The sequence below is a fragment of the Williamsia soli genome (assembly GCF_017377795.1).
Taxonomy (GTDB): Bacteria; Actinomycetota; Actinomycetes; order Mycobacteriales; family Mycobacteriaceae; genus Williamsia; species Williamsia soli.
In genome coordinates this window covers 56086-81549 of record NZ_JAFRDR010000003.1, presented here as the reverse complement: position 1 = coordinate 81549, position 25464 = coordinate 56086, and the positions used below count along the sequence as shown (strand labels likewise).

The 25464-nt window shown below is 64.0% G+C and carries 24 protein-coding genes; 18 read left to right on the top strand and 6 right to left on the bottom strand.

Features of this window, described 5'->3' with window-relative positions; translation table 11 throughout:
* Positions 1-2 precede the first annotated feature (2 nt).
* From J3S28_RS08945 to J3S28_RS08925, 5 genes are all read left to right on the top strand, one after another.
* Complete coding sequence (locus tag J3S28_RS08945) at positions 3-1181, top strand: aromatic ring-hydroxylating oxygenase subunit alpha (protein WP_207839758.1); 1179 nt, start codon at positions 3-5, stop codon at positions 1179-1181.
* A 31-nt stretch (positions 1182-1212) separates the two neighbouring features.
* Positions 1213-2160 carry an N-acetyltransferase gene (locus J3S28_RS08940; protein WP_207839756.1) on the top strand — a complete coding sequence of 316 codons (948 nt, stop codon included), beginning with the start codon at positions 1213-1215 and terminating at the stop codon, positions 2158-2160.
* 68 nt (positions 2161-2228) lie between these two features.
* The gene (locus tag J3S28_RS08935; protein WP_207839754.1) at positions 2229-3392 is read left to right on the top strand and encodes an acyl-CoA dehydrogenase family protein; all 1164 of its coding nucleotides are present in this window, start codon (positions 2229-2231) and stop codon (positions 3390-3392) included.
* 186 nt (positions 3393-3578) lie between these two features.
* The gene (locus tag J3S28_RS08930) at positions 3579-5096 is read left to right on the top strand and encodes a class I adenylate-forming enzyme family protein (protein WP_207839752.1); all 1518 of its coding nucleotides are present in this window, start codon (positions 3579-3581) and stop codon (positions 5094-5096) included.
* A 199-nt stretch (positions 5097-5295) separates the two neighbouring features.
* Positions 5296-5901 (top strand): TetR/AcrR family transcriptional regulator, encoded by a 606-nt coding sequence (locus J3S28_RS08925; protein ID WP_084836094.1) that lies wholly within the window; start codon positions 5296-5298, stop codon positions 5899-5901.
* 17 nt (positions 5902-5918) lie between these two features.
* Here the strand turns inward: J3S28_RS08925 and J3S28_RS08920 are convergent, their stop codons facing one another.
* Positions 5919-6722, bottom strand: a complete 804-nt coding sequence (locus tag J3S28_RS08920; protein ID WP_207839750.1) for a crotonase/enoyl-CoA hydratase family protein — start codon at positions 6720-6722, stop codon at positions 5919-5921.
* A 144-nt stretch (positions 6723-6866) separates the two neighbouring features.
* Between J3S28_RS08920 and J3S28_RS08915 the strand changes: the two genes are divergently transcribed.
* The 7 genes from J3S28_RS08915 to J3S28_RS08885 all read left to right on the top strand — a co-directional run bounded on the left by J3S28_RS08915 (position 6867) and on the right by J3S28_RS08885 (position 15254).
* Positions 6867-7190: a hypothetical protein gene (locus J3S28_RS08915; RefSeq protein WP_207839748.1), complete on the top strand. Its 324-nt coding sequence runs from the start codon at positions 6867-6869 to the stop codon at positions 7188-7190.
* On the top strand, positions 7183-7614 hold the full coding sequence (locus tag J3S28_RS08910) for a Zn-ribbon domain-containing OB-fold protein (RefSeq protein ID WP_207839746.1): 432 nt from the start codon (positions 7183-7185) through the stop codon (positions 7612-7614). Before J3S28_RS08915 ends, J3S28_RS08910 begins: the two co-directional genes overlap by 8 nt.
* Positions 7611-8795, top strand: a complete 1185-nt coding sequence (locus tag J3S28_RS08905) for a thiolase C-terminal domain-containing protein (protein ID WP_207839744.1) — start codon at positions 7611-7613, stop codon at positions 8793-8795. The genes J3S28_RS08910 and J3S28_RS08905 overlap by 4 nt, the downstream gene beginning before the upstream one ends.
* Positions 8796-8849: 54 nt before the next feature.
* Positions 8850-10301, top strand: a complete 1452-nt coding sequence (locus J3S28_RS08900; protein WP_207839742.1) for an aldehyde dehydrogenase — start codon at positions 8850-8852, stop codon at positions 10299-10301.
* A gap of 1 nt (position 10302) precedes the next feature.
* Positions 10303-12723 carry a CaiB/BaiF CoA transferase family protein gene (locus J3S28_RS08895; RefSeq protein ID WP_207839741.1) on the top strand — a complete coding sequence of 807 codons (2421 nt, stop codon included), beginning with the start codon at positions 10303-10305 and terminating at the stop codon, positions 12721-12723.
* A gap of 193 nt (positions 12724-12916) precedes the next feature.
* Positions 12917-13741 carry a mycofactocin-coupled SDR family oxidoreductase gene (locus J3S28_RS08890; RefSeq protein WP_207839739.1) on the top strand — a complete coding sequence of 275 codons (825 nt, stop codon included), beginning with the start codon at positions 12917-12919 and terminating at the stop codon, positions 13739-13741.
* A 13-nt stretch (positions 13742-13754) separates the two neighbouring features.
* Positions 13755-15254: an aldehyde dehydrogenase gene (locus J3S28_RS08885; RefSeq protein ID WP_207839737.1), complete on the top strand. Its 1500-nt coding sequence runs from the start codon at positions 13755-13757 to the stop codon at positions 15252-15254.
* 75 nt (positions 15255-15329) lie between these two features.
* Here J3S28_RS08885 and J3S28_RS08880 read toward each other — a convergent pair whose 3' ends face one another.
* From J3S28_RS08880 to J3S28_RS08870, 3 genes are all read right to left on the bottom strand, one after another.
* Complete coding sequence (locus tag J3S28_RS08880) at positions 15330-15974, bottom strand: TetR family transcriptional regulator (RefSeq protein ID WP_207839735.1); 645 nt, start codon at positions 15972-15974, stop codon at positions 15330-15332.
* Positions 15975-16115: 141 nt separating this feature from the next.
* Positions 16116-16982, bottom strand: a complete 867-nt coding sequence (locus tag J3S28_RS08875) for an alpha/beta fold hydrolase (RefSeq protein WP_207839733.1) — start codon at positions 16980-16982, stop codon at positions 16116-16118.
* A gap of 39 nt (positions 16983-17021) precedes the next feature.
* Positions 17022-17813 carry an SDR family NAD(P)-dependent oxidoreductase gene (locus J3S28_RS08870; RefSeq protein ID WP_207839731.1) on the bottom strand — a complete coding sequence of 264 codons (792 nt, stop codon included), beginning with the start codon at positions 17811-17813 and terminating at the stop codon, positions 17022-17024.
* 103 nt (positions 17814-17916) lie between these two features.
* On the opposite strand from J3S28_RS08870, the gene J3S28_RS08865 reads away from it, so the two are divergent.
* The 4 genes from J3S28_RS08865 to J3S28_RS08850 all read left to right on the top strand — a co-directional run bounded on the left by J3S28_RS08865 (position 17917) and on the right by J3S28_RS08850 (position 21316).
* The gene (locus J3S28_RS08865; protein WP_207840744.1) at positions 17917-18846 is read left to right on the top strand and encodes a PDR/VanB family oxidoreductase; all 930 of its coding nucleotides are present in this window, start codon (positions 17917-17919) and stop codon (positions 18844-18846) included.
* Positions 18847-18875: 29 nt separating this feature from the next.
* Positions 18876-19718: an enoyl-CoA hydratase-related protein gene (locus J3S28_RS08860; protein WP_207839729.1), complete on the top strand. Its 843-nt coding sequence runs from the start codon at positions 18876-18878 to the stop codon at positions 19716-19718.
* A gap of 141 nt (positions 19719-19859) precedes the next feature.
* The gene (locus J3S28_RS08855) at positions 19860-20468 is read left to right on the top strand and encodes a TetR/AcrR family transcriptional regulator (RefSeq protein ID WP_237341340.1); all 609 of its coding nucleotides are present in this window, start codon (positions 19860-19862) and stop codon (positions 20466-20468) included.
* A 29-nt stretch (positions 20469-20497) separates the two neighbouring features.
* Positions 20498-21316, top strand: a complete 819-nt coding sequence (locus tag J3S28_RS08850) for an SDR family NAD(P)-dependent oxidoreductase (protein WP_207839725.1) — start codon at positions 20498-20500, stop codon at positions 21314-21316.
* Positions 21317-21353: 37 nt separating this feature from the next.
* On the opposite strand, the gene J3S28_RS08845 is transcribed toward J3S28_RS08850, so the two are convergent.
* Positions 21354-22166: an alpha/beta fold hydrolase gene (locus J3S28_RS08845; RefSeq protein WP_207839723.1), complete on the bottom strand. Its 813-nt coding sequence runs from the start codon at positions 22164-22166 to the stop codon at positions 21354-21356.
* Positions 22167-22332: 166 nt separating this feature from the next.
* Between J3S28_RS08845 and J3S28_RS08840 the strand changes: the two genes are divergently transcribed.
* Together J3S28_RS08840 and J3S28_RS08835 are read left to right on the top strand one after the other, a co-directional pair.
* Positions 22333-23457 carry an acyl-CoA dehydrogenase family protein gene (locus J3S28_RS08840; RefSeq protein ID WP_237341380.1) on the top strand — a complete coding sequence of 375 codons (1125 nt, stop codon included), beginning with the start codon at positions 22333-22335 and terminating at the stop codon, positions 23455-23457.
* A 10-nt stretch (positions 23458-23467) separates the two neighbouring features.
* Positions 23468-24622 carry a CaiB/BaiF CoA transferase family protein gene (locus J3S28_RS08835; RefSeq protein WP_207839719.1) on the top strand — a complete coding sequence of 385 codons (1155 nt, stop codon included), beginning with the start codon at positions 23468-23470 and terminating at the stop codon, positions 24620-24622.
* Positions 24623-24626: 4 nt separating this feature from the next.
* Here the strand turns inward: J3S28_RS08835 and J3S28_RS08830 are convergent, their stop codons facing one another.
* Positions 24627-25367, bottom strand: a complete 741-nt coding sequence (locus J3S28_RS08830; protein WP_207839717.1) for a GntR family transcriptional regulator — start codon at positions 25365-25367, stop codon at positions 24627-24629.
* Positions 25368-25464: the final 97 nt, after the last annotated feature.

Below are 25464 nucleotides of genomic sequence, written 5' to 3'. Positions count from 1 at the left end.
ACATGACCACTTCACTACCGCGCCAGGACCGCATACGTCGGGCCCTGGAGCTGTTGCGCAACGAGACGACCGACAAGTTCGACGACATCGTCGACTTCGCGCCCGAAGAGTTCACCGATCCCCAACTCGCCAAGCAGGAGCGTGACCAGGTCTTCGGGCGGGTTCCGTCCATCGTCGCCCATTCGTCGGAATTGGTGAAAGCCGGCGACTTCATGACGCTGCAGATGCCACGGAACAACATCCTGGTGGTCAGGCAGAAGGATGGCAGTGTTCGTACCTTCGTCAATCTATGCCGCCATCGCGGTGCACTGCTCGAGGAGCAGGAGAAGGGACGCTGCCGGATCTTTTCGTGCGCCTACCACCGGTGGTCGTACGATCCTGACGGATCTCTTCGAGCAATCACCAGAGACTCGACCTTCGGAGAGGTCGATCGTTCAGAGCACGGACTGATCGAGCTCCCCACCGAGGAGCGCCACGGCTTCGTCTGGATCGTCGACAACGCCGACGCGGAGATCGACGTGGCGGCCTGGCTCGGCGCAGAGATGGACGAGATCCTGGCGGGCTACCAACTCGGAGAGCTGGTGTCGTTCCGGTCAGCGGGATTCGACGAACCCGTCAACTGGAAGATCATGCAGGATGCCTTCCTCGATGGCTATCACATCCAGTACGCCCATCCCAACACAGCGGGAAAGATCATTCACACGAACGTGATGGCCTTCGAGGATTTCGGCAGGCACTGCCGCTTCATCGCACCCCGTAAGACCATCGACCGTTGGCTCGAAGAGGATCCCGGCGACGAGTTGCTCGACAAGTACGTCACCGAGACGCACTTCCTGCTTCCCAACAGCACCCTGCTGCGGCAGCCGGATCATTTTCAGCTCTTGACGTTCCGGCCGCATCCGACAGATCCGGGGCGGTCGGTGATGGAACAGCGTCTGATGGTGCCCAAGGTCGAGGTGAGTGGCTTCACCGAGGAGCACTGGAACAAACGGTGGAACAAGAACTGGGACATCCTGTTGGCCGTGTTGCACGAGGAGGATTTCCCGCTGTTGCGCCAGTCCCAGAAAGGTATGGGTAGCGCCAGTGCGGGCAAGATGATGCTGGGCCGGAACGAGGTGGCCAATCAGGTCTTCCGACGCGAGATCAAGAAGCTGATCGCCGACGGCGCTGCCGCCGAGTAATGGACGCGCCGAAATCCGAGGGTGTGCGGAGATGATAAGTTACCAGTGGCGGGCCGAGCTCAGCGACCACGAAGCCGTCGAAGTCCGCAACCTGCTCGAGTCCGCGTCCGGCTACGACGCCGAGGCCGAGTTCTCTACGATCGATTTCTCGGATGTCGAACATGATCTTGCGCAGGGTGATCCGAACCGGCGATTGCTGCTGATACGCATGCTGGCACGTCAGGTCCGGGCAGGGGAGGACGAAGAACCCGAGTGCCTTGCCGGAGTGCTGCGGATGGTCGTCGATCGCCACGGCGTCGGCGATGTCCAACTGGTGGTCGCACCCGAACTGCGGTCTCTGGGCATCGTCACACTCTTCGTGGAACAGGCTGGTCTCGACGTGGGAGTCGAGGGCGGCTGGCTCGGTAGTGGTGCGCGTTCGTTACGCGCGTGGGCACAGGGCAATCATCCTGCCGCCGGCCGGCTCTCGGACCGCCACCTCATTCCCCGGATACAGCGGGTGTGGAAGCTGATTCGTCCGGTCGAGGAACCCGTCGATAGTTCTCTTCCACTCTCGCGGGTGAGCGCCGTCGGTGCCGATGGAGACCGCGCGGGATCCTTGGCTGCCTTCGTCGAACGCGCGGCCGAAACGGCCGTGCCCTGCCCGGGACTGATCCGCGACCTGAGCCAGGATCACAAGACGGTGTTGATCGCCGAGGATGAGGGCGGTCACGTGGTCGGCGCACTGACGTTGAACACGAACCCCGTGGTGTCGGACGAGTTCGGTAAATGCGTTGTCGTGGAGTATCTCTCGCGAGACCCCGCCAACGATGAGCCGGAGTTGACCAGGGCTCTGCTGACATCGGCTTTCACCCATACCGCGGACGCCGGACTCGAAGGCGTGATCGTCTATGTCGACTCCGAAAACGCCGCACTGGTCAATGCGTGCCGACTGACCCGCTTCCAGCATGATCGAACCGACGTCCGCTTCGGTCTCTGAACCCGCAACCTCCAGGCCGCAGCCCGCAGTCTGAGACAACTCATTTCAGTTTCACCGCAAGGAGAATGATGCAGTCCGATCTGTTCGAAGCCGACCACGAGGCGTACCGCGAAACGGTACGCGGATTCGTCGACCGCGAGGTGGTGCCCAATCTGGAGCGCTGGGATGAACAACGGCTGATCGATCGCGACACCTGGCGTGCGGCAGGCAAGCTCGGGCTGCTCGGACTGTCGATACCCGAACAGTTCGGTGGCGCGGACGAGCAGGACTACCGGTTCCGGGTGGTGGTGATCGAGGAACTCGCGCGGGTGGGAGCGGCATCGCTGCAATCGGGGTTCTCGACCAACGACGACATCGTGCTCAACTACTTGCTGCGTCTGGCCGACGAGGAGCAGCGCGCGCGTTGGTTGCCGGGCTTCGCCTCCGGAGAATCGATCGGTGCGATCGCCATGAGTGAGCCCGGTACCGGAAGCGACCTCCGGGGTATCACCACCTCCGCGATCAAACGCGATGACGGATGGCTTCTGAACGGAACGAAAACCTTCATCACGAGCGGAATACTCGCCGACCTGGTCATAGTCGTGGCCCGCACCGACCCTGATGCGGGTTCGCGTGGGTTCACATTGCTGGTGGTCGAAGAAGGGATGGAGGGCTTCAGCCGCGGCAGGCAACTCGACAAGGTGGGGCTTGCTGCTCAGGACACGGCCGAGCTGATCTTCTCCGACGTCTGGGTGCCGGCTCGTAACGTCCTCGGACAGGTAGGTGGGGGATTCGGGCACCTGATGGACAGCCTGCCGCTCGAACGCTTGGGGATCGGACTGGCCGCGCAGATGTCGGCCGAGGCGGTACTGCAGTGGACGGTCGACTACGTCTCCGAGAGGTCCGCGTTCGGAAAGAAGATCTCGCAGTTCCAGAACACCGGCTTCGTTCTCGCCGACCTGGCGACCAGAATCGATCTGTCGCGAGCGTTCCTCGATCGGGCAGTGCGCCAACACAATCGAGGTGAGCTGAGTGTCGTCGATGCGGCAAAGGCGAAGCTCGCGGCCACGGAGTTGCAGTGGGACGTCATCGACACGGGTGTCCAGCTGCATGGCGGATACGGCTACATGAAGGAGTATCCGGTCGCCAAGGCGTTTGTCGATGCCCGGATCCAACGGATATACGGCGGCACGAACGAGATCATGAAGGAGATCATCCAGCGTGATCTGTTCGCCGCTGCCGGCGGTGTCTGAACCGGCAATCGGGGATGCAGGGCGGCGTCCGCGACAGAACCTTGACAGTGATCTACGCCACTTTCTAAACTATTGACTGTAGTTAAATTCGGGCGCTTCCGGTTCCCGGACACCCGATCCGTATCGGCCGAATTCTATTACGCACGCTGCGTGCACGTCGCCGATGCACAACCCTGAGGAGAACACATGGCCGCCACAATCGGATCGGCTCTGCACTGGTGGTCGCGCGCGGAAAGTGATCGAAGCGCGATCATCGTCGACGACGAGTCGGTGACGTACCGCGAGCTCGCGGGCTGGACGAGCCGGATCGCGCGCTCGTTGGTCGATCAGGGTGTCGCACCCGGTGACCGCGTCGGGCTGCTCGGAGCCAATTCACTACAGTGGCCGGCAATGGCATTGGGCATCTTGAAGTCCGGCGCGGTGCTGGTCCCACTCAACAGTCGTCTCAAACCAGCGGAGTTGCGCAAGGTTGCCGACGACGCCGGAATCACCAAAGTGGTTGCGGCCGAGAACCTGCAGACAGAGGCGTCCGCTGCCAGCTCACTGGGACAACCGTACGACATCATCGGGTTCGGCGAACTCGCCGAGCTACGGACGGGAGTTCATGACGACTTCAGAGTAGACCTACCCGAGGACGAGCCGACGACGATTCTGTTCACGAGCGGATCGACGGGTATGTCGAAAGGCGTGATTCTCACCAACCGCACCTTGCTGAACATCGTGCTGGAGAACACGCTGACCGACGAGGGATTCCGGCCGCAGACCACCACGCTGCTGGTGCTGCCGCTGGCTTTCACCCCGGGCCTGGTCTACGGACTGCTCATCACCACCGTGCTCGGTGGGACCCTGGTGGTCGAGAGGGAACTGAATCCGGCGAGAGCGGTGCAGCTCATCGAAAAGCACTCGGTGAAGGCGATCTTCGGCGTGCCGTTGATCTTCGAGGCAATCTCGCGCGCGCCTGAGTTCGCGGACGCAGATCTTAGCTCGCTGCGGACAGCGATCGTGGGTGGCGCAGCGGTACCCACGCCGTTGCTCAAGCGATGGGCCGACAAGGGGGTACTCCTGCGGCAGATCTACGGGATGACCGAAGCCGGCGGCGTCGCCACTGCCACGCTGCGTGACGAGGCGATGGACTACCCGGATCGCTGCGGCACCGGGAACATCTTCACCGAGGTGACGGTGATGCGACCCGATGGGACGCTCGCCGATGCAGACGAGGAGGGTGAGATCGTCGTTCGTGGCCCCCTGGTGACCCCGGGCTACTGGCAGGACGAGGAGACAACGGCGGAGGCAATTCGGGACGGTTGGCTGCACAGCGGAGACCTCGGCACCCGCGATTCCGAAGGGCGGGTGCAGTTCGTGGACAGGCTCAAGGATCTCATCATCTCTGGTGGTATCAACATTTCTCCAGTCGAACTCGAGCGGGTCATCTCGCAGATCGACGGAGTCGAAGAGGTGGCGGTCATCGCTGCGCAGGACGACCGTTTCGGTGAGACACCGGCGGCCATCGTCAGCGTCTCCGGTGGGGTGGACGAAGCGACGATCATCGAACACTGCAACACCCTGGTATCGGATTACAAGGTGCCGCGGTACGTCGTGATCAGGGACAATCCGTTGCCGCGGCTGCCCAGCGGCAAGCTTGCGAAACTGGCTATCCGCAAGGAGTACAGCGACGTGAACACTCGTTTCGACAAGATCAGGTGATCTGAGCCGCCTATGGGGCGGCCTGAGGAGACTCTGCACACGGCGAGACCCTGTCCGGTCTCGCCGTTTGTGTGTCCGCCGGCTGATGGGGGTGTGGGACGTCGACAAGCCGGCTGGAGCAGCCCCCGTGAGATGATGGACGAATTCTGACAGGTGTATTGATGCGGTGCGAACGCCCGCCGCGAGAGACAGGAGCGACATGGCTCGCCGCAAGACCGGAATCGTCTTGTCCGCCGATATCGACGAGGCCCGGTCGCAAATCCTCATGGCGGCCCAATCGGTGTTCCTCCGCTACGGGATCAACAAGACGACGATGGACGACATCGCCCGCGAATCGGGTGTCTCCCGACCGACGGTGTACCGGTACTTCAAGGACCGCGATTCGCTGATCTCGGCGTTGATCGAGATGCGCTCACGACTCCTGTTCGCTCGCGCCCGGGAGTTCGTGCAGAGCCAGCCGACCTTCGACGACGTCATCGTCGAAGGTCTGATCTTCCTCATCGACAACGGTCGACGCGATCCGATCGTGCGCATCCTGGTCAGCCCTGAGCGGATGGAGTTGGCCACGGCACTGGTCGGTAGCTCAGACCTCGCGGCCAAACTCACCCGGGAAATGTGGGAGCCCATCCTGCTGGCCGCACAGGAGCGAGGTGACGTCCGGACCGACGTGAGTATCGATGAGATCAACGAGTGGTTCGCTCTGCTGCAGTTCATCCTGGTCGGCCGGCTCGATTTCGCTCGCGCCGATGATCCCGCGCATCGCAAGCTCATCAGGACGTTTGTTCTGCCCTCGCTTCGGCCCTGAGTGCAGTTGTGGCGACCTCATCTGCCTGACCAGATCGGATCGCGCTTTTCGGCGAAGGCGCGCGGCCCTTCGGCAGCGTCGGCGCTGCTGAACACAGTGCGAGCCTCGGCCTTGTTGGCGTCCCAGGCCGCACGCTCATCAGGGATGTCGCCGTCGATGATTCCGCGGGCGAGGCGTTTGGTCGCCTGAACGGCAACGGGGGCGTTGGCAGCGATCTGCTCTGCCAGCGTCGTCGCAGCGGAGAGCAGCTCGTCCGCCGCCACCACGCGGTTGATCAGGCCGAGCTCGGCCGCGCGTGCGGCGTCCATCGACTTCCCGGTCAGCAGATATTCCATCGCCAGCTTGGGGGGTATCTGGCCGGCGAATCGAAACGCACCGCCCGCGGCCGCATAGATTCCGCGCTTGACCTCGGGAAGTCCGAACTGGGCGGTCTCCGCTGCGATGGCCAGATCTGCCGCGAGGACCAGCTCCGTACCGCCGCCGAGCGCAAACCCGTTGACTGCAGCGATGATCGGCGTACTGATCGGGTGCTCGACGACTCCGGCGAAGCCCCAGCGCCTCGCATCGCGATCGGTCGCGTCGATCCGCTCACCGGCGGCCAGTGCCTTGAGGTCTGCGCCTGCGCAGAATGCCGATGTCCCGGCACCGGTCAAGACAACGGCCCTGATGTCGCGGTCGGCGTCTGCGTCGTGTAGCGCTCGTCCGAGGAGATCGGTGACTTCACGATTGATCGCATTGCGTGCCTGTGGGCGATTGATGGTGATGATCCGGACATGATCTCGAGTTTCGATCAGTACAGCTTCCTGCGACTCGATGCTCATCGCTGCTCCGTTCGCGGTTGGTTGGTGTGCCGCACGATACCCAGGCCATGCGGACGTGGGAAGGCGTTGACCCGATTAATCTATAGGCATAAGGTTAAGTCATGGAGCGATCGATCCGCGGCGCGGGTGTGAAGGAGTGAAGGGGTGAGCGTGCCAGAGTTCACGGTGTTGTACGAGAACCATGTCAAGAGTGTTGCGGCTGGTGACATGAAGGCCGCATTGGCTGACATGGTGCAGGAGAACATCCCCGCCGTGTTCGACGGGGTGCGGGTACCCCGGGGACGCGTTCTCGAGTACGAGATCAAGGACATCCGGACCGAGGGCGACCTCCGTGTCGGTGAGGTGGTCTACGTGACAGCCGACGACGGCACGATTGGATTGCGATCGACCTGGGAGCTTCGCGGCGACGCGTGGAAGGCTGCGGCGCTGGCCAATTTCGCGGTCCCAGGGGTCACCGGCAATGAGTGACGAACCCTGGGGCCCCTCGGCAGACGGTCTCGACCAGCCTTACTGGGACGGTTTGCTCGACGGCAAACTTCGGTTACAGCGTTGCGGGGCGTGCGCGCAGTGGATCTGGGGACCGCAATGGATGTGTGGAACGTGCCATACGTTCGACCCGCTGTGGGAGGACGTCGAGCCCGTGGGCACCGTCTACAGCTGGAGCCGCAGCTGGTATCCGTTCATCACCGAGTTGGCCCACCGGACGCCGTACATCACGGTGCTCGTCGAATTACCGGGAGCCGGGAACCGTCGAGTGTTGGGAATCCTGCTCGGAGACGAGATGCAAAACGTCCGTATCGGCGATGCCGTATCCGGCGAATTCGTTCGCGACGAGGGCTCGACCTGGCCGCTCTTGCGCTGGCGTCGGGCGAATGTGGGGGCAGCTGTATGAGCGCGGTCGAACTGCGCGGCGCCGCCGCGGTGGTCGGAATGTCTGAAATGCACTACAAGCGTGGACAATCACCACACGGTGAGTTCCGCATGACCCTCGAGGCCATCGTCGGTGCATGCGCGGACGCGGGAATCTCGCCCCGGGAAGTCGACGGGTTCGTGTCGTACGCCGGGGGAGGGCAGGACGGCGCGATGCTCGGTGGCGCACTCATGGTCGATGACGTGAAGTGGTCGAACATGATGTGGGGCGGAGGTGGCGGTGGTGTCGCGGCGGCCCTGAACAACGCCTCGGTGGCAATCGCAACCGGTCAGGCCGACTGCGTGGTGGTCTACCGGGCCATGTCCCAGGCGGACACGGGCCGACTCGGATACGCCAAGTACTTCTACGGGTCGCATTACCTTGCGCACGGCGTCGGTTCACCGGCCCAGATCTGCGCCTTGAGGACGCAACGACTGCTCGAGCACGATGGTGTTCCACCAGAAGGCCTGCGGGCCTTGGTGCTGGCCGCCTACCGGCATGCCCAACAGAACCCGACCGCACAAGGGTATGGATCGCCTCTTGACGTGCAGACCTACGAGTCCTCCCGGCTGATCGCCGAACCCTTTCACCTCTTCGACTGCTCGCGAGAGAGCGACGGTGCCGTGGCGATGTTGGTGGTGTCGGCCGAGCGTGCAGCATCGATTCGCCCGGATGCGGCATACCTGCTCGCCGGTGCACAGGGTGCGCCCGGAGGTTACTCGTCGATCATCGACAACGACGACCAGTACGTCTCGGCGGGTTTCGCGGGTGCGGGCGGTCGGCCTGGAGTTGCCGACAGGCTCTGGCAGAGCGCGCGATTGGGTCCCGAAGACGTCGATGTCGTCCAGGTCTACGAGAACTTCAGCGGACCCGCCGTGGCGGCATTGATCGATCACGGGCTGGTGCCGAGTGGACCCGCGGCAGGGGATGTGTTGACCGTTGACAACCTCACTGCGGGAATAGGGAAGTTGCCGGTGAACACCAGCGGAGGCAACATCGCCGATTCCTTCGTGAACGGGATGGGCCTCGCTGTTGAGGCGGTCCGGCAGATCCGCGGAACGTCGACCAACCAGGTCGAGGGTGCGCAGACCTCGCTTTTCATCGGAGGCCCGATGGCGCCGCTGGTCTCGTCGACCCTTTTCGCGCACCGCGACGTCCTCTGACCCCGGTCGCCGAAGCAACGTCATCTCCCTCGCACACCCGAAACGGAAGACACATTGAGTAGCAACAGTCTCGACCGCAATCACCTGTTCATCGGCGGCCGGTGGGTGCAGCCCGTACACGGGGTTCGCACCGATGTCGTCGAGGCGGCCACGGAGAAAGTGCTCGGCACGGTCGCGCTCGGTGGGGCTGCCGACATCGACGCGGCCGTCAGCGCCGCGCGAAAGGCGCTCCACGGTCCGTGGGCCACGCTGAGCAACGCCGAAAGGGCGGACGTGCTCGACAGGTTCGCGACGGCGCTGAAGTCGCGGGCGAAGCCCACTGCCGCACTCGTCAGTCGCGAGAACGGCATGCCGATCTCGTTGTCGATCGGCGTCAACGGGTACAGTCCGGCAGCAATGCTCGGCTACTACGCGGGCTTGATCAGAGGAACCGACGTCGACGAGACCCGGACAGGTCTGTTCGGTGGCCGGACGGTCGTTCGGCGGGAACCGGTCGGCGTCGTCGCGGCGATCACCCCGTGGAACTACCCGCAGCCGTTGGCGATGATGAAGATCGCTCCCGCGCTGGCCGCCGGCTGCACGGTGGTGCTCAAGCCCGCACCAGAAACATCCCTGGATGCCTACGTCTTTGCCGATGCCGCGGACGAGGCCGGATTGCCGCCGGGCGTGTTGAACATCGTTCCCGCCGGGCGCGATGATGGTGCTCATCTGGTCGCGCATCCGGGCGTGGACAAAGTTGCCTTCACGGGATCGACAGCGGCGGGCCGAGCGATCGGAGAGACGTGCGGCCGGTTGTTGCGCCCGGTGACGCTGGAACTCGGTGGCAAATCTGCCGCCATCGTCGCCGCGGATGCCGACCTGGCCGAATTCGCCGCCGGGCTGGCCGAGGTCTCGTTGGTGAACAACGGGCAGACCTGCCATGCGAGCACGCGAATCCTGGCCCCACGCAGCAGGTACGGCGAGGTGGTGGACGCGGTCACCGAGACCGTTCGCGCTTTGCGGATAGGCGATCCGCTCGAGAGGAACACCGATGTCGGACCGCTGGTGAGTGCGGCACAACGCGAACGTGTCCTCGGATATGTCGAGGCCGGACGAGCGGCCGGTTACCAGATCTCGGTGGGCGGCGGCGTACCCGCAGACCAACCGCAGGGCTGGTTTGTCGAGCCGACTGTGTTTGTGGGTGTGGATAATTCGGCGACCATCGCGCAGGAGGAGATCTTCGGACCGGTGCTGACCATCACCCCGTACGAGACCGAAGACGACGCCGTTGCGATCGCCAACGATTCCAAATACGGCCTCGGCGGCACCATCTGGACCTCAGATGAGGCCCACGGCTACGAGTTGGCGGCCCGTATCGAGACAGGCACGGTGGGCGTCAACCACTACGCGCTCGAATTGGCCGCCCCGTTCGGCGGGGTCAAATCCTCCGGTCTGGGAAGGGAGTTGGGACCCGAGGGGCTGGCTCCGTACTTCCGGTCCAAGTCGGTGTACTTCAAGGATCGCTGATATGACCAACGCTCAGGCTCTGCCACTGTCGGGCATCAGGGTCCTCGACCTCGTCGAGGGACTCGGTGAATCGTGCGGACGCTACCTCGCGGACCTCGGGGCCGAGGTCATCCGGGTCGAACCTCCGCATGGTTCACGCTCGCGCCGTACGGGTCCCGTCATCGACGGTGTCAGCATCCCGTTCGCGCTCCGCAACGCGGGCAAGCTCGGGATCACTCTCGACCTGGCGGAGGTTGCTGATCGTGATCAGCTGCGAGACCTGGTCATCGACGCCGACATCCTCCTCGAATCGGCTGCGCCCGGCACCATGACCGACCTGGGCCTGGGGCCGGATGATCTGCGAGCCCTCAATCCCGCTCTGGTGTACGTCTCGATCACCGGGTTCGGACAGACCGGACCGTACCGTGAGTGGATTGCGACAGAACCGGTGCTCTACGCACTGGGCGGTGTGTTGTCTCGGTCTGGCGCACCGGGTGAGGTGCCGCTGTTGCCGCCCGCGGGGCTCGTCGAGGGTGCCGTCGGCGTTCATGCTGCGTGGTCGGCACTGCTGGCGTACTACCAGGGTCTGGAGACAGGCGACGGCGACGTGGTGGACGTCTCGGCGTACGAGGTCGTCGTCCACGGCTTCGATCCGGGATTCGGAACACAGGGTTCGGCGGCTGCCGGACGGTCGGAGGACTATCCCCGAGGTCGTCCGGACGCGGCCAATTTTTACCCGGTCTTCCCGTGCGCCGACGGGCACGTGCGTATCTGCCTACTCGCAAAACGGCAGTGGCGCGGGATGTTCGAGTGGTTGGGAGAACCATCGCAGTTCGCAGACCCCAAATACGACACCATCCCGGCCAGATTCGCCGCGGCAGACCGGCTCGATCCGCTCATCACCGAACTGTTCGCGGGCCACACCCAAGCCGAACTCGTATCGGAGGGGGCTCGTAGGGGCGTTCCGGTCGGAGGGGTCCACACCCTCGCTGAGGTGCTGACGACCGAACACTTCGCGGAGGCCGGATCGCTGATCGACGCCGAGATCGCGCCGGGAGTGCGGACCCGGATCCCGTCGGGTTACGTCGGGATCGACGGATGTCGGGCCGGGTTCGTCAGTCGCGCACCGCTGGTGGGCGAGCACAATCGTGCCCTACCACCGGCTCGGGGCCTGCGGGTCGAACCGACTGGGTCGACGGATCGCTCGGCGCCGCCGCTGGCCGGACTGCGGGTTCTCGACCTCGGTGTGATCGTGTTCGGTGCCGAACTCAGTCGCCAATTCGCCGACCAGGGCGCAGATGTCATCAAAGTGGAGAATGCGAACTATCCAGACGGTCTGCGGCAGTCGAAGCGTGGTTCCGCACTCGCTGCGTCGGTCGCCTGGGGGCACCGTAACAAGCGCAGTATCGGACTGGATCTGCGCAACCAGGGTGGACTCGCGCTGTTCAAAGAACTTGCGGCGCAAGCCGACGTGGTGCTGGCCAACTTCAAGCCCGGGACGCTGAATTCGATGGGACTGTCGTACGACGAGTTGGCGGCCATCAATCCGCGCATTGTCGTTGCCGAAGGCAGCGCGTTCGGTAGCTCGGGACCATGGCGCACCCGGCTCGGGTACGGACCGCTGGTGCGTGCCTCGTGCGGCGTGTCCGCGATGTGGCGTTATCCCGACAACGCCGAACTGCTCTGCGACGGTTCAACCGTCTACCCCGATCACATCGCCGCCCAGGTCTCCGCGGTGGCGGTGCTGGCGACACTGATCGAACGCGGCACGTCGGGTCGCGGCCGAGCCGTAGAGGTCGCGCAGGCGGACACCGCCCTGATGCAACTGGGCGTCCAGCTGGCGGCGCAGGCGCTGTCACCGGGCACGGCGGGTGTGCCGGGCAACAGCGACCCTTACGCGGCCCCGTCCGGTGTGTACGCGTGTGCCGGGGATGACGAGTGGTGTGTGGTCTCGGTGACCGAAGACCTGCAATGGGCCCGGTTGTGCGAGGTGGCCGGTCTCGCCGATCTGGCGGCAGATGAAACCCTCGAATCAGTCGCCGGTCGCCTGGAGCAACGGTCCCGAATCGATGACGCTCTCGGACAGTGGATGTCATCGCGATCGCCCGCAGAAGCGATGGCGCAGTTGCAGTCCGCCGGCATCCCGGCAGGGGTGATGCACCGACTTCCGGAGCTGCTCGAGGACCCTCAGCTGACAGCGCGCGATGCCTACCGCCGGCTGGACCACGAACTGCTGCCCTCGGGATTGCCGGCAGCCACTCGGGTGGCAAGGTTCCGTCGCATACCCGATCCGCCGATGCGGCAGGCGCCGCTTGCCGGTCAGCAGAGCAGGCAGATCTGTGCTGACGTACTCGGGCTCGATGGCGGTGCCATCGATGAACTCATCGACAGCGGCGTTCTGCAGGTTGCCGTCGACATCGCACCCACGACACCGAGGTCCTGACCGATCAGCGCATCCGACGCAGAAGCGAAGGCGCACTTGTGAGAACGTCCGAGACAGCGACGTGGAAAGTTTTTCGGCGAATCGGTCATAAACCGACAGTCTATAGGTTTACCATCGATAGGAGGCGAGCCGCGACGAAGAGCGTGGACCGCCGGTGGCGACAGGCGCCGCAGCCAGCGAAAGAGGATTCCCCATGACACGACTCGAGGGCAAGGTCGCCTTCATCACCGGCGCTGCCCGAGGGCAAGGCCGATCGCACGCCATCAGGCTGGCGGAGGAGGGCGCGTCGATCATCGCGATGGACATCTGCGATCAGATCCCGACGGTCTTCTACCCGATGGCGACGACCGACGATCTGGCAGAAACCGAACGACTCGTGAAAGAAGCGGGTGGCTCGATCGTCACGTCGGTCGGCGATGTGCGCGACATCGCCGACGTGCGCCGAGCGTACGACGCCGGCGTCGAACAATTCGGCAAGGTCGACATCGTACTTCCCAACGCCGGCATCATGCCCGTCATCGGAGACGGCGAAAAGCCGCAGGCGTGGCATGACGCGATCGACGTCATGCTGACCGGCGTGTGGCATGTCCTCGAGGTCACCGTTCCGGGACTGATCGAGCGCGGCGAGGGCGGGTCCATCGTCATCACCAGCTCGGCAGCCGGGCTGACGAGTATCGGGCTGAACACATTTCCCGGGCAGGCCGGCTATTCCGCAGCCAAGCACGGCGTGGTGGGACTGATGCGGTTGTACTCGAAACAACTGGCCAAGCACTCGATCCGCGTGAACACGGTACATCCGACCGGCGTCAACACCCCGATGGTGGCAAACGCCGAATATGGGGCGTTCGTCAATGCGAACCCCGAGGTCGCCAACGATGAATCGTACAAGAATCCCATGCCCGTCGAACTCATCGAGTCTGTCGACATCAGCAACGCGATCGTCTTCCTGGCTTCTGACGAGGCCCGCTACGTCACCGGCGTGACCCTCCCCGTCGACGCCGGCTACAACAACCGCTGATCGAAGGAGCACCATGACCACCATCGAAACCCCCACCGACTCCATGCCCGGGATCGCTGACCGAGAGCAGGTCTTCATCGGTGGCGAGTGGGTGGAATCCACCGGCGAAGAGTGGATCGACCTGGTCGATCCCTGGACAGAACGTAACGTGGCCAGAATTCGCACTGCCACAAAGGAAGACGTTGCTCTCGCGGTGAATGCTGCCCGTACCTCGTTCGATTCGGGCGAGTGGGCTTCGAAGTCGATGGCCGAGCGCGCAGATGTCATCGACAAGATCGCCGATCGCCTCGAGGCTCGCGCCGAGGAGCTCGTCCCGATCGGGGTGGTCGAAGTCGGTATCCCTGTCGTGGTCAGCACCATGACCCAGCAGATGGTCGGTGGCCTGTTCCGCGCAGTTGCCGCCGAAGCGCGGAACTTCGAGACACGCGAGGACCGGACCCGTGGCGACGGGGGAGTCTCCCGCATCCTCAAGGAGCCGACCGGCGTTGTCGCCGCCATCATCCCGTGGAACGGCCCGATCGGCACGGTGGCCTTCAAAGTCGCTCCCGCGCTTGCCGCGGGATGCTCCGTGGTTCTCAAGACTGCGCCCGAGGCTCCGCTGTCGACCTCGGTCTTCGCCGACATCCTCGGTGAGCTCACTGCTGAGGGACTGATTCCGCGCGGGGTGATCAGCGTCCTGTGCGCCGATCGCGAGGTGTCCGAGTCCCTGGTCACCAACCCCGAGGTCGACCACATCACGTTCACCGGCAGCACCCTCGCCGGCCGACGCATCATGGCTCTGGCAGCAGACCGGGTCGCCAAGGTCTCGCTGGAACTCGGCGGCAAGTCAGCGGCGATCATCCTCGACGACGCCGACATCAGCGATGTGCTGCAGTCACTTCCGATGGGCGGGTGCATGCAGAGCGGGCAGGCGTGTATCGCGCTCACCCGAGTGCTGGTGTCGAACAAGCGTCACGACGAGCTCGTCGAAGCACTCAAGGCGGCCTACGGCGGCATCCCGATGGGCAATCCATGGGAGCAGACCAACTTTCTCGGCCCACTCGCGATGGAACGTCAGCGCGACCGGGTGGAGAGCTACATCGCGTCGGCGAAAGAAGACGGCGCCACCGTGGTTCTCGGTGGGGGTCGCCCGGCCGGCATCGATCACGGGTACTTCATCGAGCCGACCCTGATCGACGGCGTCCGCAACGACATGAAGGTGGCGCAGGAGGAGGTGTTCGGCCCGGTGATCTCGATCATCACCTATGAGGACGAAGCCGATGCCATTGCCATCGCGAATGATTCGATCTACGGACTCTCCGGTGCGGTGTACACCACCGACCTCGATCACGGATTCGAGGTGGCACAGAAGATCCGGACCGGAACCATCAGCGTCAACGCGGCCATCATCGACTTCACCCTGCCGTTCGGTGGCTACAAGCAGTCGGGTATCGGACGGGAAGGCGGTGTGGAGGGCCTCGAAGAATTCTTCGAGATCAAGACCGTTCACATGCCGGCGCCCGCCGCCGACTGACCCTGGCCGAGACAAGGAGGCGGTGCTCACCCACGTCGGTGAGTACCGCCTCTTGGGGTTATTTCGTGCCGGCGGCTATGCGGATTCGACGATGTCGAGCTCGTGATCGCGCATGATGCCGTGCAGGAAACTGCGGATCATCTCTTCGAAGAGCTGTTTGGAGTTGTACTCGTTGGCCGCGAGTGCCTCGGTCAGCAGCGGCTGGGAGTGCTTGTCGACGTTCGGGAAGATCGTCGAGCGGGTGCTCTGCTTGCGTACGGCTTCCATCATCACCGCGCCGATGGAGATGGTCTCCATGCCGTCCAAGATCTGCACGTGTAGCTCGATCGGGACTCCGGAGTCGAGCAGGAACTGCGCCACCTCCTCGTAACTTCCGGTGAGGACGTCCCGGGGGAGATAGTTCAGCAACAGCGGCGCAGCATTCCGATGCCGCAGTATCGCGCGACGGAAGTTCAACCCGAGCTGGACGAAATATTCGGGCCAGTTGGGACCTGGTTTACGACGAGGCCGGGCTACGTCCGCACCTGCTATGTGGCGAGCAACGGCCGACAGGATCTCCGACTTGTCCGAGAAGTGATGGTAGAGCGAGGGTGCCCGCACGCCGAGTTGCTTGGCGATGCGCGGGAGGCTCAGAGCGTCGAGTCCGTCGGCATCAATGATCTCCAACGAGGCCTCGACGACGGTCGCGCGGCTGATGAGCGGTGTTGATGGCCGGGGCATGTCAGATGATTTCCCGCGAGGCAGCGGTGACGCGGACAGAGTGCATGTGTAGTGATACTAGTCCTCCCACCTCCACGATCGCGGCAGGACGACGCCGCGCGATGGCACCCAAAACCTTCAGCTGGTAGGCGGGTTGCCGGGTCATCGCGTTGTCGGCGGAACGTCGGCGTCGAGGAATTCGACCAAGCCTTGACTGAGTACGCCGTTGTCGTCGCCGCTGACCATGTGCCCCGCCCCGCCGACGTCGATGTGCTTCGATCCGGGGATGGCTTGGAGTAGATCCTCCGCGCCGTCGGCGCTCACCACATCGGATTGGGCTCCCCGGATCAAGAGCGTGGGTACCGTGATCGATTCCGCCGCGTGGCGTGCCCTGATCTCCCGTGCAGCGGCGACGTGGGGCCCGTTCTCGCTGTGTTCGAGCAGGCGCGGATCCCAATGCCAATACCAGCGGCCATCGCGTTGGCGAAGGTTCTTCCTCAACCCCTCTTCACGTGGGGGCCGGGCGCGCGTCGGGTTGTAGGCGACCACCGCATCGACGGCATCTGCGAGCGTGTCGAAACCTCCGAGGCCGGACTCCATGAACCTCCGGATTCGTTCGATGCCTGCGGCCTCTGCCTTCGGGGTGATGTCGACGAGAACCAGGGCCCGTCCGAGCTGATATGCCGCCTGGGCGGTGAGCGCTGCCATTCCGCCCATGGAAGCCCCGACAAGAATGGGACTCGTGTCGAGAGACTCTGCGACCGAACGGATATCGCGGGCGTGCGCGGAGCTGCTGTAGTCGCCGTCGTCTGCCCATTGACTGCCGCCGTGGCCGCGAGCATCGATCGAATATGCGGTCCAGCCGTGCTGGGCGAGGCGAATGCCGGTGCTCTGCCACGAGTGCCGCGTCTGTCCGCCACCATGGAGCAGCAGGACGTCGCCTCGGCTGACTCCGGCCGGTGACCATCGGTCGGCAGCGAGGTCGACGCCGTCGCCGGGCAAGCGCACGTGGTGGTCTACTGTCTGCATCTGTTGATCCCTTGTGTGGTGAATGCTGCGTGCGGTGGGTCAGTGTCCGGAGGTGCCGCCGTCGACGGCGAGCGTCGAGCCGGTGATGTACCCGGCGCCGCGACCTGCGAGAAAGACCACTGCTGCGTCGATCTCCTGCTGCGTAGCGGTTCGGCCCAGCGAGCAGCCTCGGAGGAACTCTGCGAGCGTGTCCGAATCCATGTCGCCGATCATGTCGGTGTCGACAAAGCCGGGCGCTATCGCGTTGACGCGGATGCCTTTACGCTGCGCCCACTGGTTCGACAGATCGCGTGTCAAACCGATCAATCCGGCCTTGCTCGACGCATAGGCGGCCTGCGGTAGCGCTGACTTGACCAGACCGAGCATGCTCGAGATGTTGATGATGCTCGAGCCGGGCTGCATCACGCGAGCACACGACTGGGCCATCCAGTACGCCCCGAACAAATTGACCTCCAACACTTTCCGGTAGTCATCGGGGTTCTCTCGAGTCGCCGGGGCAGCATGTGTGACGCCGGCATTGTTGACGAGGATGTCGATTCGTCCGAACTCGGACATCGTGGCGGCGGCGAGGTCATCACACTGCGCTGGGTCGGTGACGTCGGTCGGGACAACCAAGCACTGTCGTCCGCGTTCAGCGACCGATTCGGCAACGTTGTCGAGTAGATCTCTGCGCCGGGCCGCGACGACGACATCGGCGCCGGCCTCGGCGAGCGCGCGGGCGAACCCTGCCCCGAGTCCGCTGCCCGCACCCGTGATCACGGCGACCGAACCGTCGAGCCGGAACAGGTCGAGAATCGAACTGCTGCCTGAACTGTGCACTGTGGCGACCATCCTCTCGACTGCGCTACCATTTAACTAACGTCATAAGGTTTAATACCAGACGCGACGAAAGCGAGGTGAGCCGGTGGTCGACGAGATGAACACCATGCGTCCGATGAAGGTCATCGGCAAGCGCGAGGTGGCCGACGGGGTGGTGACCCTACAGCTCGCCGACGCCGATGGCGGCCAGGCACCGCGCTGGACCCCGGGATCGCATATCGATCTGGTGCTCGACGACGACCTGGTGCGCCAGTACTCACTATGCGGCGACCGGTCGGACCCGGCGTCGCTCACCGTCGCCGTCCTCCGCGAGGCGGGCGGTCGGGGCGGTTCGATTCGCGTCCACGACAAGGTCGAGGTCGGCGACGCGATCTCGGTCAAAGGCCCGCGCAATCATTTCGAACTCGTACAGGCCGATTCGTACCTGTTCGTAGCCGGCGGGATCGGCATCACCCCGATCATCCCGATGGTGCGCGACGTCGAGACCTCCGGTACGCCGTGGAAACTGTTGTACGGCGGAAGGGCACGCGGCAGCATGGCCTTTGCGACCGACCTGGCACAGGAGTACGGCGACCGGGTGCAGTTGCGGCCACAGGACGAGTTCGGGTTGCTGGATCTGGTGTCCGAACTCGAGCAGGCGGTGCCGGGGACTGCGGTGTACTGCTGCGGGCCGGAACCCCTGCTGCTAGCGATCGAGGCCGCGTGCGCTGCTCGCTCCGATGTGACGTTGCACGTCGAACGCTTCTCGCCGAAAGCTCAGCCCGCAGACGCCGTCGACGGTACGTTCGATGTCGAGTTGCGCACTTCAGGGAAGACCATCGCTGTCGGCGCCGACCAAACCGTGCTGGACGCCGTGCTGGACGCGGGGGTGGACGCCGACTTCTCGTGTCGTGAGGGCACCTGCGGAACCTGCGAGGTCGCAGTACTGGGCGGTAGGCCCGATCACCGGGATTCGGTGCTCGACAAGGATGAGCAGGAGGCCGGCGACGTGATGATGATCTGCGTCTCGCGAAGCCTCGATCCGACACTGGTCATCGATCTGTAGCTGTGAGTTCACGACATGAGAGGAACCCTGTGACCGAGGCGAGCACCGAGAGCGTTGTCGAACTGGAAAGGCGGGGTGCCGTCGGGGTGGTGTGTCTCAATCGCCCGGACCGCCTCAACGCGTTCACCCTCGAGATGCGCACGCGCATCATCGCAGCGTTCGACGAGTGCGACGCCGACGACTCGATCCGGGCGATCGTGCTGACAGGTAAGGGACGAGCCTTCTGCGCCGGAGCGGATCTGGAGGCGGGCGGCGACACCTTCGTCCTCGACGACGACCCCGAGACCGGAGGCGCACCTGCGGACTCCGGTGGAGAGGTGGCCTTGCGTCTCTACCGGTCGACCAAGCCCGTGGTGGCTGCGATCAACGGTCCTGCAGCAGGCGTAGGTGTGACGATGAGTCTGCCCGCTGACATCAGAATCGCCTCGGAGACTGCCAAGTTCGGATTCGTGTTCACGCGTAGGGGTCTGGTGCCGGAGGCCTGTTCGACGTGGTTCCTCCCGCGGGTCGTCGGCATCTCCACGGCGCTGGAATGGGCGCTCGGCGGCAAGATGGTATCGGCGTCCGAGGCTCTCGAACGAGGTCTCGTGCGGGAGGTGGTGCCGGTTGACCAGGTTCTCGACCGGGCGATCGAGGTGGCAACCGAGCTGATCTCGGGCACATCGCCGGTGTCTGTGGCTTTGACCAGGCAGATGATGTGGCGGATGCTCGGCGCCGACAGCCCGGAAGTGGCTCACCGGGCGGAGTCCGAGGCCATCTACGTACGCGGAACGTCCGACGATGTTCGCGAAGGGGTTGCGGCGTTTCTCGAGAAGCGGGTTCCGGATTTTCCTCTACAGGTGTCGGCCGGACTCCCACAGGTCTTCGACTAGGCGGTGATTGTCGGATCCCCGGTACGGATAGGGGAGTAGCGTCCCGAGTTCGTCGAGATTTCAGCGACACTTGTCGTTTAGTGATAGTTTTGCAGTGTGGTGAGTACCGCGGCGGAGACATGTGGTGTTGGCGAGCGACCGATGGCTCGCAGCCTGGATCCGCGAGCTGTCCGCACCCGACGCAAGTTGATCGACGCGTTCGGCAAGCTTGCTGAGTCGGCCAATCCTGCCGACATCTCCGTGTCGGCGCTGACGGAGGCTGCAGGAGTTCACCGTTCGGCGTTCTACAAGCATTTCGCCTCACCCGATGATCTGGCGATTCACCTGCTCCACGATCTGTTCAGCGTCATCAGCCATGCGGATGTGGTGATGCGGAGTGAGTTCGCGGTCAACGGGTTCGATGCGAGTCGCAGCGCGATGTTGGACATCGTCCGGTTCGTCGGCGCGCGTCGGTCGACGTATGCGCCGCTGATCGGTTCCCGCGCCCCCGCCCCTGCTGTCCAGCGCGTCACGGACGCTTTCGCGGAGCTGACGGTCGAGGCCCTCGAGCAGATGTCGACGCGCCCGTCCTCGGTCGATACGCAGATCGTTTCCCGATTTCTGGCGCATGGGGTGATCGGCGTGGTCGGTCGCTGGCTGGACGATGCTCGTTCGACGTTGTCGGACGAGCAGGTGGTCGAGCAACTGATGCTCTGCTTCCCGGGTTGGCTGACCGCGTCGTCCGAGACGACCGGTCACCCACCACAGTAAGAACACTCCGATGATGAAAGAGGGCAACGATGCCGACATTTGAGAACAAGATCGCGATAGTCACTGGCGCGACGACCGTCGAGCCAGGGGGCCTGAACATCGGTGGCGCGACAGCGACCGAGCTGGCCGCGGGCGGAGCGAAGGTGGCGCTCGCCGACATCAACCTGAAAGGTGCGCAAGACCTTGCCGATCAGCTGAATGAGAAACACGGCCGCGAGGTCGCGATCGCCGTGGAGACAGATGTCCGGTCTGAGGAACAGATCGAGCGTCTGGTGGCCGTCACCGTCGAGAAGCTGGGTGAACCCTCGATCGTCATCAACATCGCCGGCATCTTTCCCGCCGAGGACGGCGACGTCGCCACGATGACTGTCGAGGCGTGGGACGACGTCTTCGCGGTCAACCTGCGCAGCGTCATGCTGCTGAGCAAACACGCGCTGCCGTACCTCCGCAAAGCCGGCGGCGCCATCGTCAGTACCGCATCTACCCACGGATCCGCGGGCGATACGAGTCTGAGTGGCTACGGATCCTCGAAGGCTGGGGTGATCGCACTCACCAAGTTCCTCGCGACCCAGTACGGCCGAGAAGGCGTGCGCTGCAATGCGGTCAGTCCGGGTACTACGTCATCCCCTCCGGCCCAGCAGCTTCCTGAAGAGATCAAGGACATCTTCCGTCGGCAGAACCTGAACCCGGAGATGCCGACGCCGGAGCAGCAGGCCAAGGTTTTCGCATTCTTGGCGTCGGACGATGCGGCCGGCATCAACGGCCAGGAGGTCAAGGTCGACGCAGGACTGCTCTCGCACCAACCCATGGTCGCCGACATGCTCGCACTCGGCGCCACCACGGTCTGACCGCAGGCCTGGCACTGACGATCAATCCCGCCAGGTCCTATAGCCCGTCGTCGAGGAACTGCCGAACCTGGGCTGAGACGGTGTCGGCGAATTCGTCGAAGAAGCCATGTCGACCGCCGGTGGTGACCTCTACGCGAGAGTCACGAATGGCGTCACCGAGACTGTGCGCGTTGACAACCGGTGCCATGAGGTCGTCGCTACCGTGCAGGATCAACGTCTGCGACCGGATTTCGCAGAGTCGATCGCCGGCGTCGTGGCCGCCGCTCACCTTCAGATGTAGCAACTGCGCACGGGATGACATGTCAGGGTCGCCGAGCAGGTGGCTGCGCCGCCCCGTCGCGAACCACGCCGGCGTGTACATGAAGTCGAGGAGGGCGTGCGTCCGCGCGTGTGAATCATGCTGTGCCAGAGCGCGTCGCACGCTGTTGTCCCGCTCGACCGCGAGTGTCCCGCCCGGGGTGGTGCATGCGAGCACGAGCTGGTCCACCACGGCGGGATGGTTGATGGCGAGCATCTGCGCTACCCGGCCACCCATCGAGGTGCCGTAGACGTGGGCGTAGTCGGCGCCGACGGACTCGAGCACCTGCGCGGCGTCAGCGGCGAAGAGCGCGGTCGACCAGTCGGGAGACTCCGGGGCGCGGGTGGTTCCCGTGCCTCGGTAGTCGAAGGTAATCGTGTGGAAGCGCTGCTCGAAGTGGTCGCGCAGACCTGTCCACCAGTCGTGTGAATTGGCTTGACCGGACAGAAGGAGCAGCGCCGGTCCGTCGGCGGGTCCGCCTTCTCGTACGGCGAGCACCGCTCCGTCGGTGGTCTCCACGGTGCTGTGGCGCAACCCAACTGTTCGGCTCATAGTCGTGCGAGAATATCGTGTTCAAAATGTACGGCCAATTCGCGTCGGCAGCACAAACCCATTACCGGGGGTGGGTTGACTTCGGGGGCGACGCCGAGCAATATGGCCGTACAAATGTTTCGGCTTGGAGGATCACGTGGGTTACAACCTGAACGACGAAGAAGCAATGCTGGTGCGGACTGTTCGCGACTTCGTCGACCGCGAGGTGAAGCCGTCGGTACGGGAGGTCGAGAAGGCCAACGAATATCCGGAGAAGTGGATCGAGCAGATGAAGCAGATCGGCATCTACGGTCTTGCGATCGACGAGGCCTACGGTGGGTCGCCGGTGTCGATGCCCTGCTACGTCGCCGTTACCGAGGAACTCGCTCGGGGCTGGATGAGTCTGTCCGGTGCCATGGGTGGACACACCGTGGTGGCCAAGCTGATCGCGCTGTACGGCACCGAAGAGCAGAAGCAGAAGTACCTGCCTGTGATGGCCACCGGTGAGATGCGGGCGACGATGGCATTGACCGAACCGGGCGGCGGATCGGATCTGCAGGCCCTGACGACGGTCGCCAAGACCGAGGGCGATGACCTCGTCATCAGTGGGTCGAAAACGTGGATCAGCAATGCCCGTCGGTCGGGGGTGATCGCGTTGCTCTGCAAGACCGATCCCACAGCCCAGCCCCGGCACGCGGGAATCTCGATTGTGCTGGCCGAACACGGACCGGGGCTGACGGTGTCGCGGGATCTGCCCAAGCTGGGTTACAAGGGTGTCGAGTCGTGTGAACTCTCCTTCGACAACTACCGCATCCCGCAGACGGCCATTCTCGGCGGCACCCCGGGCAAGGGATTCGCGCAGATGATGAAGGGCCTGGAAACCGGCCGCATCCAGGTGGCTTCCCGTGCGCTCGGTGTTGCGACGGCAGCGCTGGAGGATTCGCTAGCCTATGCGCAGCAACGCGAGAGCTTCGGTAAGCCGATCTGGAAGCACCAGTCGATCGGCAACTACCTCGCCGACATGGCGACGAAACTGACCGCCGCCCGGCAGCTCACCCGTTACGCCGCAGAGAAGTACGACTCCGGCGAACGATGCGACATGGAAGCGGGCATGGCGAAGCTGTTCGCCTCCGAGATCGCGATGGAGATCGCGCTGAACGCGGTTCGTATCCACGGTGGCTACGGGTACTCGACCGAATACGATGTCGAACGCTACTTCCGGGACGCGCCGCTGATGATCGTCGGCGAGGGCACCAACGAGATCCAGCGCAACGTGATCGCGGGCCAGTTGGTATCCCGCGGCGGAATCTGACGATACCGCCATGACATCAGCGCAGCCGCTCGCCGGAATCACCGTCGTATCACTCGAACATGCTGTTGCCGTGCCGTTTGCGACCCGTCAGCTCGCCGATCTCGGTGCTCGGGTCATCAAGATCGAGCGCCCCGGCGTCGGCGACTTCGCGCGCGGCTACGACCGCAGCGTGCACGGCCAGTCAAGCTACTTCGTCTGGCTCAATCGCGGTAAGGAGAGCCTCGAACTCGACGTCAAAGATGCAGACGACCGCAAAGTTCTCGACGTCCTGATCGAGCGGGCCGACGTGTTCGTCAGCAATCTCGGGCCGGGAGCCATCGACCGACTCGGTCTCGACGCAGCCACAGTGCGCGAGGGTCACCCGGATCTGGTGCACTGCAGTGTGTCCGGATACGGGACCGACGGGCCATACCAGACGAAGAAGGCGTACGACCTGCTGATCCAGTGCGAAGCGGGGGTGCTGGCAGTCACCGGATCACCGGATGAACCCGCCAAGGCCGGTCTCTCCATCGCCGATATCGCCGCCGGGATGTACACCTACACAGGTATTCTGACCGCGCTCTACCATCGGCAGGCGACAGGGGAGGGTGCATCGCTCGAGGTCGCCATGATCGATGCGCTCGGGGAGTGGATGAGTCAGCCGGCCCTCCTCGCGGGCTTCTCGGGGACGACCCCGCCACGCACCGGTGCCCGCCACCAGACGATCGCCCCATACGGCCCCTACGAGTGTGGTGACGGACAGGCCGTGTTCCTGGCGGTGCAGAACGACAGGGAGTGGGCCTCGCTGTGCTCCTCGGTGCTCAGTCGCCCTGAACTCGCCACCGATGAGCGGTTCATCCACAACCCGGACCGCGTCGAGAACGCTGCGGTATTGAACGTGCTCATCACCGATGCGCTGCAACGCAGTTCGTCGGCTGACGTCATCGAACAACTCGATCAGGCCGGTATCGCGAACGCCCGGATGCGCACGGCAGCCGAACTACTCGATCACCCGGCACTTCGAGAGCGCGATAGATGGCGCGACGTCGACATCGAAACCGGAACTGCCCGCGGTCTACGGTCCCCGGTGAGTATCGCCGGGTCCGATGAGGTCCCGTTGGGGTCGGTACCCCGACTGGGCGAGCACAATGATCTGATCCGGCGGGAACTGGGTGTTCAGGTGTGACCGCTCAAGCGCGTTGCAGCGTCACCCGATAGGTGTAGTGCTCCGGTAGGTAGTGACTCACCGACAGTTCCCGGGCGACGCCGGCGGCATCGGTGTAGAGACGATCGATACGCAAGACCGGGTGTCCTTCGGTGCAGCCGAGGTGCGCGGAATCCAGACCGTGTGCGGCGTCGACCGTGATGGACTGCGCTGCTTCGGAAATCGGCGAATCGAGATGGGGTTCGAGCAGGCCGATCATGGTGTAGGTGCTGACTGCACCTTCGGCCACTTCCGGCGCACTCAGGACCAACCGTGCGGTGTTCTCGGGCAGGTGCACGGTGGTGAGGACAAACGGGATTCCATCGTGGATGCGCCGGAAGACCATGGTGTAGACGACGTCGCTGTCGAGGCGGAGCCGACTCGCGGCTTCGACGTCGATACGGCGCGTCAGCGCGCTGACCACTTCCATCGTCGTGTCGGTCGACAGGTTCAGCAGGTCTTGAATAGAGCCTTGCTGACGGAGATACCGGCCGCGGGATTCGTTGACAAAGGTGCCGCGCCCTGGGACCCGGTAGACGATGCCCGCTGCGACGAGGTCGACGAACGCGCGCCGCACGGTCTGCCGGCTGACCTCGTAGCGTTCAGACAGCTCGGCTTCGGTGGGTAGTTTCACGCCGTTGTCGTACAGCCCACCGGCGATGTCCTGTCGTAGTTGATTGGACAACACCTGATAGGCGGGTTCGGTCTCGCGCTTCTTACCGGTCATGGTTCCTCAGATGCTATGCAGGTCATGCGCCTACACCAACCTGATCACACGTCGTGTCGGGTCTGGGCGTGATCGACTGACACGCGTATTGTACGGC

Coding starts and splice junctions, on each gene's coding strand:
- J3S28_RS08945 (WP_207839758.1), top strand. CDS start 3: ATGACCACTTCACTACCGCGCCAGGACCGCATACGTCGGGCCCTGGAG.
- J3S28_RS08940 (WP_207839756.1), top strand. CDS start 1,213: ATGATAAGTTACCAGTGGCGGGCCGAGCTCAGCGACCACGAAGCCGTC.
- J3S28_RS08935 (WP_207839754.1), top strand. CDS start 2,229: ATGCAGTCCGATCTGTTCGAAGCCGACCACGAGGCGTACCGCGAAACG.
- J3S28_RS08930 (WP_207839752.1), top strand. CDS start 3,579: ATGGCCGCCACAATCGGATCGGCTCTGCACTGGTGGTCGCGCGCGGAA.
- J3S28_RS08925 (WP_084836094.1), top strand. CDS start 5,296: ATGGCTCGCCGCAAGACCGGAATCGTCTTGTCCGCCGATATCGACGAG.
- J3S28_RS08920 (WP_207839750.1), bottom strand. CDS start 6,722: ATGAGCATCGAGTCGCAGGAAGCTGTACTGATCGAAACTCGAGATCAT.
- J3S28_RS08910 (WP_207839746.1), top strand. CDS start 7,183: ATGAGTGACGAACCCTGGGGCCCCTCGGCAGACGGTCTCGACCAGCCT.
- J3S28_RS08905 (WP_207839744.1), top strand. CDS start 7,611: ATGAGCGCGGTCGAACTGCGCGGCGCCGCCGCGGTGGTCGGAATGTCT.
- J3S28_RS08895 (WP_207839741.1), top strand. CDS start 10,303: ATGACCAACGCTCAGGCTCTGCCACTGTCGGGCATCAGGGTCCTCGAC.
- J3S28_RS08890 (WP_207839739.1), top strand. CDS start 12,917: ATGACACGACTCGAGGGCAAGGTCGCCTTCATCACCGGCGCTGCCCGA.
- J3S28_RS08885 (WP_207839737.1), top strand. CDS start 13,755: ATGACCACCATCGAAACCCCCACCGACTCCATGCCCGGGATCGCTGAC.
- J3S28_RS08880 (WP_207839735.1), bottom strand. CDS start 15,974: ATGCCCCGGCCATCAACACCGCTCATCAGCCGCGCGACCGTCGTCGAG.
- J3S28_RS08875 (WP_207839733.1), bottom strand. CDS start 16,982: ATGCAGACAGTAGACCACCACGTGCGCTTGCCCGGCGACGGCGTCGAC.
- J3S28_RS08870 (WP_207839731.1), bottom strand. CDS start 17,813: ATGGTCGCCACAGTGCACAGTTCAGGCAGCAGTTCGATTCTCGACCTG.
- J3S28_RS08865 (WP_207840744.1), top strand. CDS start 17,917: ATGAAGGTCATCGGCAAGCGCGAGGTGGCCGACGGGGTGGTGACCCTA.
- J3S28_RS08855 (WP_237341340.1), top strand. CDS start 19,860: ATGGCTCGCAGCCTGGATCCGCGAGCTGTCCGCACCCGACGCAAGTTG.
- J3S28_RS08850 (WP_207839725.1), top strand. CDS start 20,498: ATGCCGACATTTGAGAACAAGATCGCGATAGTCACTGGCGCGACGACC.
- J3S28_RS08845 (WP_207839723.1), bottom strand. CDS start 22,166: ATGAGCCGAACAGTTGGGTTGCGCCACAGCACCGTGGAGACCACCGAC.
- J3S28_RS08840 (WP_237341380.1), top strand. CDS start 22,333: ATGCTGGTGCGGACTGTTCGCGACTTCGTCGACCGCGAGGTGAAGCCG.
- J3S28_RS08835 (WP_207839719.1), top strand. CDS start 23,468: ATGACATCAGCGCAGCCGCTCGCCGGAATCACCGTCGTATCACTCGAA.
- J3S28_RS08830 (WP_207839717.1), bottom strand. CDS start 25,367: ATGACCGGTAAGAAGCGCGAGACCGAACCCGCCTATCAGGTGTTGTCC.